At 51.7% G+C, this 7,584-nt stretch carries 4 protein-coding genes; 3 read left to right on the forward strand and 1 reads right to left on the reverse strand.

The window, feature by feature from the left end; all coding sequences use genetic code 11:
• A partial coding sequence (locus tag B3D59_RS14795; RefSeq protein ID WP_286821123.1) for an MFS transporter permease occupies nucleotides 1-347 on the reverse strand: 347 nt, incomplete at its 3' end.
• Nucleotides 348-447: 100 nt separating this feature from the next.
• Here B3D59_RS14795 and hrpB point away from each other — a divergent pair.
• From hrpB to B3D59_RS14810, 3 genes are all read left to right on the forward strand, one after another.
• Nucleotides 448-3,081 carry an ATP-dependent helicase HrpB gene (gene hrpB / locus B3D59_RS14800; protein ID WP_286821127.1) on the forward strand — a complete coding sequence of 878 codons (2,634 nt, stop codon included), beginning with the start codon at nucleotides 448-450 and terminating at the stop codon, nucleotides 3,079-3,081.
• A gap of 13 nt (nucleotides 3,082-3,094) precedes the next feature.
• Nucleotides 3,095-6,661: an ATP-binding protein gene (locus B3D59_RS14805; RefSeq protein WP_286821135.1), complete on the forward strand. Its 3,567-nt coding sequence runs from the start codon at nucleotides 3,095-3,097 to the stop codon at nucleotides 6,659-6,661.
• 218 nt (nucleotides 6,662-6,879) lie between these two features.
• Nucleotides 6,880-7,083, forward strand: coding sequence for a cold-shock protein (locus tag B3D59_RS14810; RefSeq protein ID WP_286821139.1), 204 nt, complete (start codon nucleotides 6,880-6,882; stop codon nucleotides 7,081-7,083).
• Nucleotides 7,084-7,584 lie beyond the last annotated feature (501 nt).

Consider the following 7,584-nt stretch of genomic DNA (forward strand, 5'->3'; position numbering starts at 1 on the left):
TCGGTTTCCATAAACAGGGCGTCCGCTTTTATGTAAAGGGCTTCAGGCTCAAGGGCAATGGTGTCAAGGGTATTTAAGGTCAATTCAATGCCGGCGTTTTTTTTGACAAGATCCACCACAAAAACAGCCGTCTCTTCATAAGGGAAATAGACCTTCTCTTCAACATTATCATCTATGTTCTGGCATAAAAAATATCCCTTGTTATCTTTTTGGATGGATTGATTGAAATATTTTATAATTTTGGGGTGTTCCAGTTTCCCGTGCTCATTGTGCCAGCTGCCGTCGTTGTCCATCCAGAAAACGGCCTGCTCTTTGGGGATAATATTCTGTTTTCTTGTCCGGGTCATGGGCGATCCTTACGTTTGAAATTTAAGGTTTTCTTGTATCTGAAAACAAAAACAGATACAAGTGGCAAACATCTTTAACGATACGGAGAAACACCTTGTGATGACCCGCCATTTGGAAAACGGCCTTTCAATGCTGCCCCGCAAGGTAAAAGATCTTCCCGGCATTGCAGACCTGCCCGTGGTGTCTGTGCTGGGGCCGATGGACAAAGCCCTCGAAGAGAAACGTTATGCCCTGCTGGCAGCCCCGCCCGGCGCAGGAAAGACCACCCTTGTGCCCCTGGCGTTGATGAACCGACCCTGGTTAAAAAACAAAAAAATAATCATGCTGGAGCCCCGACGACTGGCGGCCCGGGCCTGCGCCGCCCATATGGCTGAACTTCTTGGGGAAACTGCGGGCGGGCGTATTGGATACCAGGTCCGCATGGAAAGATGCATTGGCCCAAAGACCCGGGTAGAAATTGTCACCGAAGGAATTCTTACCCGCAGGCTGCAGTCTGATCCGGGACTGCACGGCGTGGGGCTTGTTATTTTTGATGAATTCCACGAACGCCATATCCATGGGGATCTGGCCCTGGCTCTGAGCCTGGATGCGGCTGAAGGCTTTGCCGAAGACCTGCGCATTGCCGTCATGTCGGCCACCATGGATACCCGGGCATTGTCCGATCTTTTGGGAAATGCTCCGGTGATTTCATCCCAGGGCAAAACCTGGCCTGTGGAAACCATATATGTGGATCCGCATCATCAAACGATCCCATCCGGTTCAAAAATCGGATGGCCCGGTATTCTGCCCACCTGTCTGAATACCGTGGTCAAGGCTATGGAGCGCCATGAGGGAGATATTCTGGTCTTTCTGCCCGGTGCCGCAGCCATCCGGACCCTTGCTGAAAAATTGAATGAAAAATTCCAACAGGATCCTGCTGTAAAAATTATCTCTTTGTTCGGCAGCCTCTCTTTCAGGGACCAGAAAATTGCCATTGAGCCGGCAGCATCGGGAAACAGGAAAATCGTTCTGGCCACGCCCATTGCAGAGACATCCCTGACCATCCAGGGTATTCGGGTGGTGGTGGATTCAGGCCTGGTCAACCAGCCGGAGTTTTCACCCGGCCGGGGCATGACCCGGCTCGAAACCCGACCTGTGTCCAAAGCATCTGCAGACCAGCGCAGGGGCCGTGCCGGCCGCACCGCTCCGGGCATCTGCTACCGGTTGTGGCCCCAATATGTGCACCAGGGCCTTGTGCCGTTCAACCGTCCTGAAATCCTCAACGCGGATCTGGCCCACCTGGTCCTTGAACTCTCCCTTTGGGGGGTGCGTGATCCGTCCGAACTTAAGTGGCTGGACACCCCTTCTCCCGGCCCTGTTGCGGCGGCAAAGGATCTGCTTGTTTCCCTGGACGCCCTGGACCATGGGGGTGCAATCACTGCCCACGGCCGGGAGATGCTGGTTGCCGGCATCCATCCCCGGCTGGCCCATATGATTCTTCGGGCCAAAGAGATGGGTCACGGCTTTTTAGGGTGTTGTCTGTGTGCATTGGTTGAGGAAAAGGATATTATTGCCTTTGAATATGGTCGCCGGGACCCCGATATCCTACTGCGCCTGGAGATGCTGGCCAACCTGTCACAATCAAAAACGCAGAAAAAACATTTTCCCCACCGGGAACGGGCATTATCCATCCTGGCCCAGGCCCGGCGTCTTGCTTCACTGTTCAATATTCAAGGCCGGGACATGGATATGAATCCAGCCGGAAGGCTTCTGGCCCAGGCCTTTCCGGACCGGGTGGCGGCAAGGCGCAGTACCGGGTCTTTGTCCTTTCTCACAGCCAAAGGCAATGGTGTGTTTTTTGACACGGAAAACACCTTGTCTGGCCGTGATTTTATTGTGGCCGTTGAGGTAGACGGCCAGACAAAAAATGCGCGCATTTTTCTGGCCGCAACCCTGGATCGCGTGGATTTGGAAAATGATTTTTCAACGGAACTGGTAACACAGGACGTTGTGGCGTGGGACCAAGGGAGCGGCTCCGTAAAGGCCGTAAGGCAAACCCTGTTCGGCCGGATTGTTGTCAGTGAAAAGCCTTTACCTTCACCGGATCCGGAAGCGGTGAAAGCCGCCATAATCCGGGGAGTCAGGGAAAGCGGTCTTCAGAGACTTGACTGGCAGAAAAACACCATGAATTTCAGGCACAGGGTAATTTTTCTGAAAAATCTTGCCAATGCCTGTCCGGATTTTGCCCAGTTGCCGGATGTGGGGGATGATTCGCTGACATACGCCCTGGCAGACTGGCTTGGCCCCTTTCTTTGCGGGGTGACCTCTGCTGCCGGATTAAAGCGCGTGGATATAGATGCTGCCTTAAAAGCACTTTTTACCTGGGATCAGTTAAAAATGGTGGAGCGACACGCCCCCACCCATATCCGGGTGCCGTCCGGATCTACCATTCCCATACGGTATGCGGATAAAAACGGGGCGTTGGACTCTCCGGTGCTTGCGGTCCGAATCCAGGAAATATTCGGCATGGACGCCACCCCTGTAATTGCCGCAGGCCAGGTGCCCTTGACCCTTCACCTGCTCTCCCCTGCATCCCGGCCGGTCCAGATCACCACCGACCTTGCTCATTTCTGGGCACATACCTACCAGGAAGTAAAAAAGGATCTCATGGGACGTTATCCCAAGCATTACTGGCCCCAGGATCCACATACAGCCCAGGCTACGGCCAGGGCCAAATCCCCAAAGCCCAAGTAGTGTCTAAAAAAAAATGACAACTGATAAAAACAAGCGCCGACCACGGTTCAACAGCCGATACGGCTCCCTGTTTTCCAGGATCGGTTTTAAACTGATTGTACTGATTCTCTGTGTTCTGATGCTCTCCATGGGATCGCTGGCCTATCTGGCAACCGAACTGATGGTCGAATTCGGGGAGTACAGTGTCAGGATCAATGAAAAACACATCCGGGAAAAAACAACCCTGTTCCTCTCCCGAATTATGGAGGAACAGACCAGACGATATGAAAACAGTTTCAGTAAAATCAGTCTATCTTCGGCCTTGATTGCCCGCCAGGCAGCCCTCCTCCTGGATCAGAAGCTATTTTTAACCACCGAAGAAACAAAAAACCGATCTTCAAGCAGCAGTTTTCAACCGGATCTGTTCTTTTTTTCAGATAACCGTTTTTTTTCAAATCCAGCCTCTGACCCTTTTACCGTGCTGTACTGGGGAGACTCCCGGATTTCACCGGAAATCAAACAAGATATTTCTCTGATGTCCGCGATCTGGCCATTGCTGTCAACGGTCAAAGAGCGGACCCCGGAGTCCGAAGCCGTTTATGTGGTCACGGAAACCAGCTTCACGCTGTATTATCCCAACACACACATGGTGGAGAAACTCAAACCCATTCAGGAATACGAAATCAAAGACGGCATCTGGTACCGGATGGCCCGCCCGGAAAACAACCCCGGCCGGGAGACCGTCTGGACCCCGGTCTACCAGGATGAAGCCGGAAAAGGACTCATGACATCTGCCGTCACCCCCATCTACGGAGAATCCGGCGATTTTCTGGGGGTGGCGGGTATTGACGTCACCCTGGACCGGATGATCGAGGATATTCTGGGCAACCATTCGCCGGGACATGATCCGGGCACGGGCATGTTTTCATTTATTGTAGACCGCCAGGGGCGCATGATTGCCTTTCCCGGGGAGCAGTCAGCTGTTTTCGGCCTGCCCCCCCGGCCGCCGGATATCCGATACGGAGACCTGCTCGGACAAACCCTTCTGGACTCTCAATACGAGCCGGTCAGGAACATTGCCGGGGCCATTGCGTCAGAAAAACGAACCATTCACCGTCTGGAACTTGACCATGGTCCGATACTGCTGTCATCACGGGTCATTCCCTCGACCGGATGGCATCTGTGCATTGTCGTACCGGAATCCTTTATTTTGTCCTCGGTCAGGCAGACCCGGCAAGCCATTGAAGGGGCGGTGGACAACATGAATCTACGGTTCCGGGAAATGATCTTCATTTTTCTGCTGATCTGTGTGGTGTGTATTGTTATTTTTTTAAGCAAACAGGTCATCATCCCTATGAATCGGCTGATCCAGGGAGCAGGAAGGGTCAGGGACGGGGATCTGTCCGTCCGCCTTGAACCGGCCGGCAAGGATGAGATGGGCCGGCTGATTTGGATGTTTAATACCATGATCGGGGAACTGGAAAAATCCAGCCTCCGGGAAAAAGAACAGACCCGGGCCCTGGAGCAACGGGTCCGGGAAAGGACACAGGAACTCTACAATATAAACATCGAGCAGGCCCATACCCTGGCCCGGCTGGAAGAAGAGTCCCTGGAACGTAACGAGATCCAGAAGGAACTGAAAAAATCCCAAGCCCGATACAGGGATATTTTCCAGTATGCCGTTGAAGGCATTTTTCAGTCCACGCCGGACAACCGCCTGCTCAGCGCCAATCCGGCCATGGCCCGGATTTTTGGATTTGATTCACCGGAGCAGATGGTGGAACAGGTTACAAACATTGAGTCACTTTACCTGTATCCGAAACAGCGCCGGGAATTTATACGGATGGTCAAGGAGAAGCGGATGGTCTCGGGATTTGAAGTCCAGTGCTTTAGAAAGGACGGATCCGTGATCTGGACCTCGTTGAGCGCCCGGGCCGTATTAGATCCGGCGGGCGAACTGCTCTATGTTCTCGGATCCGGCGAGGACATCACAGAACGGAAAAAAGCCGACGCCGCCGTAAAACAAGCATCGGAACTGGCAAGGGAAGCCAGCCATGCCAAAAGCCGCTTTCTGGCCACCATGAGTCATGAAATCCGCACCCCTGTGAATGCCATTATGGGAATGACCGACCTGGCCCTGTCCACGGCGTTGAACCAGGAACAGCGCAAATATCTCAAGGTCGTTCATCACTCTTCGGAACACCTTTTGTCGCTCATTGACGACATCCTGGACATTTCCGCCATTGAAGCCAGAAAAGTGGAAATCGAACACCAGCCCTTTGATCCGAACCGGCTCATCACAGAGGTGGTGGATATGTTTTCAAATGCTGCGGCCCGGAAAGGCATCCATTTGTCCCATACGGTCGAAGGGCTGCCCAAAGGCCTCAAGGGAGACCCGGCACGGCTGCGTCAGATCCTGGCCAACCTGGTGGGCAACGCGGTGAAATTCACCCGGGAGGGATCTGTCGTCATTACCGCTAAACCGGCACCTTACGATCAGGAAAAAACAACCAGTGGAGCCGTTCCCATCCGTTTTTCCGTTCGGGATACCGGAATCGGGATCCCGGAAGACCGGGCAGACACGATTTTCCAGGAATTCACCCAACTGGAAACCTCTTTGTCCCGACCCTATGGCGGCACCGGACTTGGGCTGGCCATCTGCAAAAAGCTGGTGGATCTGATGGGGGGAACCATATGGGTGGAGCGTGGTAAACCTTGTGGGAGTATCTTTTATTTTTCAATCCGTCTGGAACCAGCCCGGCAGGAGGACATTCCCGTGCCTGTGCCGTTCCGGTCCGGGCAAAGGAACGACGAATCCGCCACGTCCCCAAAAAATGGAATTTATCTTAAATCCTGCCGCATCCTGGTGGCAGAGGACTTTGAAATTAATCAGGATGTGATCCGGCCGGTCCTTGAAAAACTGGGCATACGGGTCACCATGGTGTCAAACGGACAGAAAGCTGTACACGCGGTCCGGGACAATCAATACGACCTGGTTCTCATGGACATTGAAATGCCGGTTATGGACGGCCTTGAAGCCACACGGGAAATCAGAAAGATGGATGACCCGCAAAAATCATCCATCCCCATTGCCGCCCTGAGCGCCCATGCCCTGAAAGGGGATAAGGAACGGTTCCTGGCTGCGGGAATGGACGGGTACATCACAAAGCCGGTTCAAACCGGCAAATTAATCCAAACCATTTCACGGCTGCTCTCCCCCGGAAGGGATCATGAATCCCAAGGGGTGCCGGAACCGGAATATTTCGATCCCGACCGCGCCCTTTCCCTGGCAGATCATGATGATGAACTGCTCTTGATTACCTGCCGGTCCATTCTCACCCATCTGCCGGTCTACCTGGAAGAACTGGAGCGTACTGTGGGACAAAAAAACTATAAAGAGACGGCCCGCCTGGCCCATTCCATTAAAAGCGCAGCCAAAAGCATGGGTGCGGATAAATTGGCAGCCATGGCCTTTGAACTGGAGCAGGCCGGCGACAGACAGGATCAGAAAGAGACCGCCCGCCTGCTGGACGGTTTCAAACCGGCCGCCCTGGATATGCTGGCGCAGGTCTCTGCATTTACAGATAAAAGTGGGTCATGAAGTCACATGCACGACAGGAAATCATGATTTTGCGTTCTGAGCGCAACAATTAAAATTTAATTGCCTTGACATACTCACCGATTACTGTATACTTCTTAACTATTGCACTACTTTAAAGTGCTTGAGTTTCTTCCTTAGATATTTTCCCCGAGAAATCAGTGATTATTCTTTAAGATCGAGACGATTTATTTTTTATTTTTGTTTAGGAGAATGCTTATATGTCAAACGGTATAGTAAAATGGTTTAGCGAGTCAAAAGGTTTTGGATTTATTGAACATGCAGGTGGTGGCAAAGATGTGTTTGTGCATCATTCAGGCATCAATGCATCTGGCTTTAAAGTTCTCAATGAAGGTGATCACGTATCATTCGACATTGAAGAGGGTCCCAAAGGACCATCAGCTGCAAATGTGACTGTGATTTAAAATACCATTTTATCTCTGTGACATTTTAGCCCCTGAGTAGATTATTACTCAGGGGCTTTTTCATTTTCAGCTATTCTCAAATACAACCGCTCCAAAATTCCAAGATATATATCCAACATTAATAAGTCTAAAAAATTTTGGGATGTTGGATTTCATTGTAACCGCGCCATCGCCATTCTGATGGATGGCAGACGACGCCTGTTCGTACCATATTCATGTCAATATAAATCAGACAACTGACCAAAAGAGTTACACTCAAAAGACGTTAGCGGTATAAAAACAAGAAAATTAGGTACAGAGAAGAAGCCGCCTGCTGTTTCGGGGCAGACGGAAGAAATAGGGCGCATTCCCATTTTCCCGGTTATGCCGCCGGCACTGGATTATGCGTGTTTGCCATTTGTTTCAAGCAGTTCCAACGCCCTGCTTTATAAAATGATCGTAGCATAATCATTTTTTCTGCATTCTCCCGATACCAAAAAGTGCATGGACCTTTAAGACGTA

The organism is Desulfobacter sp. UBA2225 (assembly GCF_002348205.1).
Classification (GTDB): domain Bacteria; phylum Desulfobacterota; class Desulfobacteria; order Desulfobacterales; family Desulfobacteraceae; genus Desulfobacter; species Desulfobacter postgatei.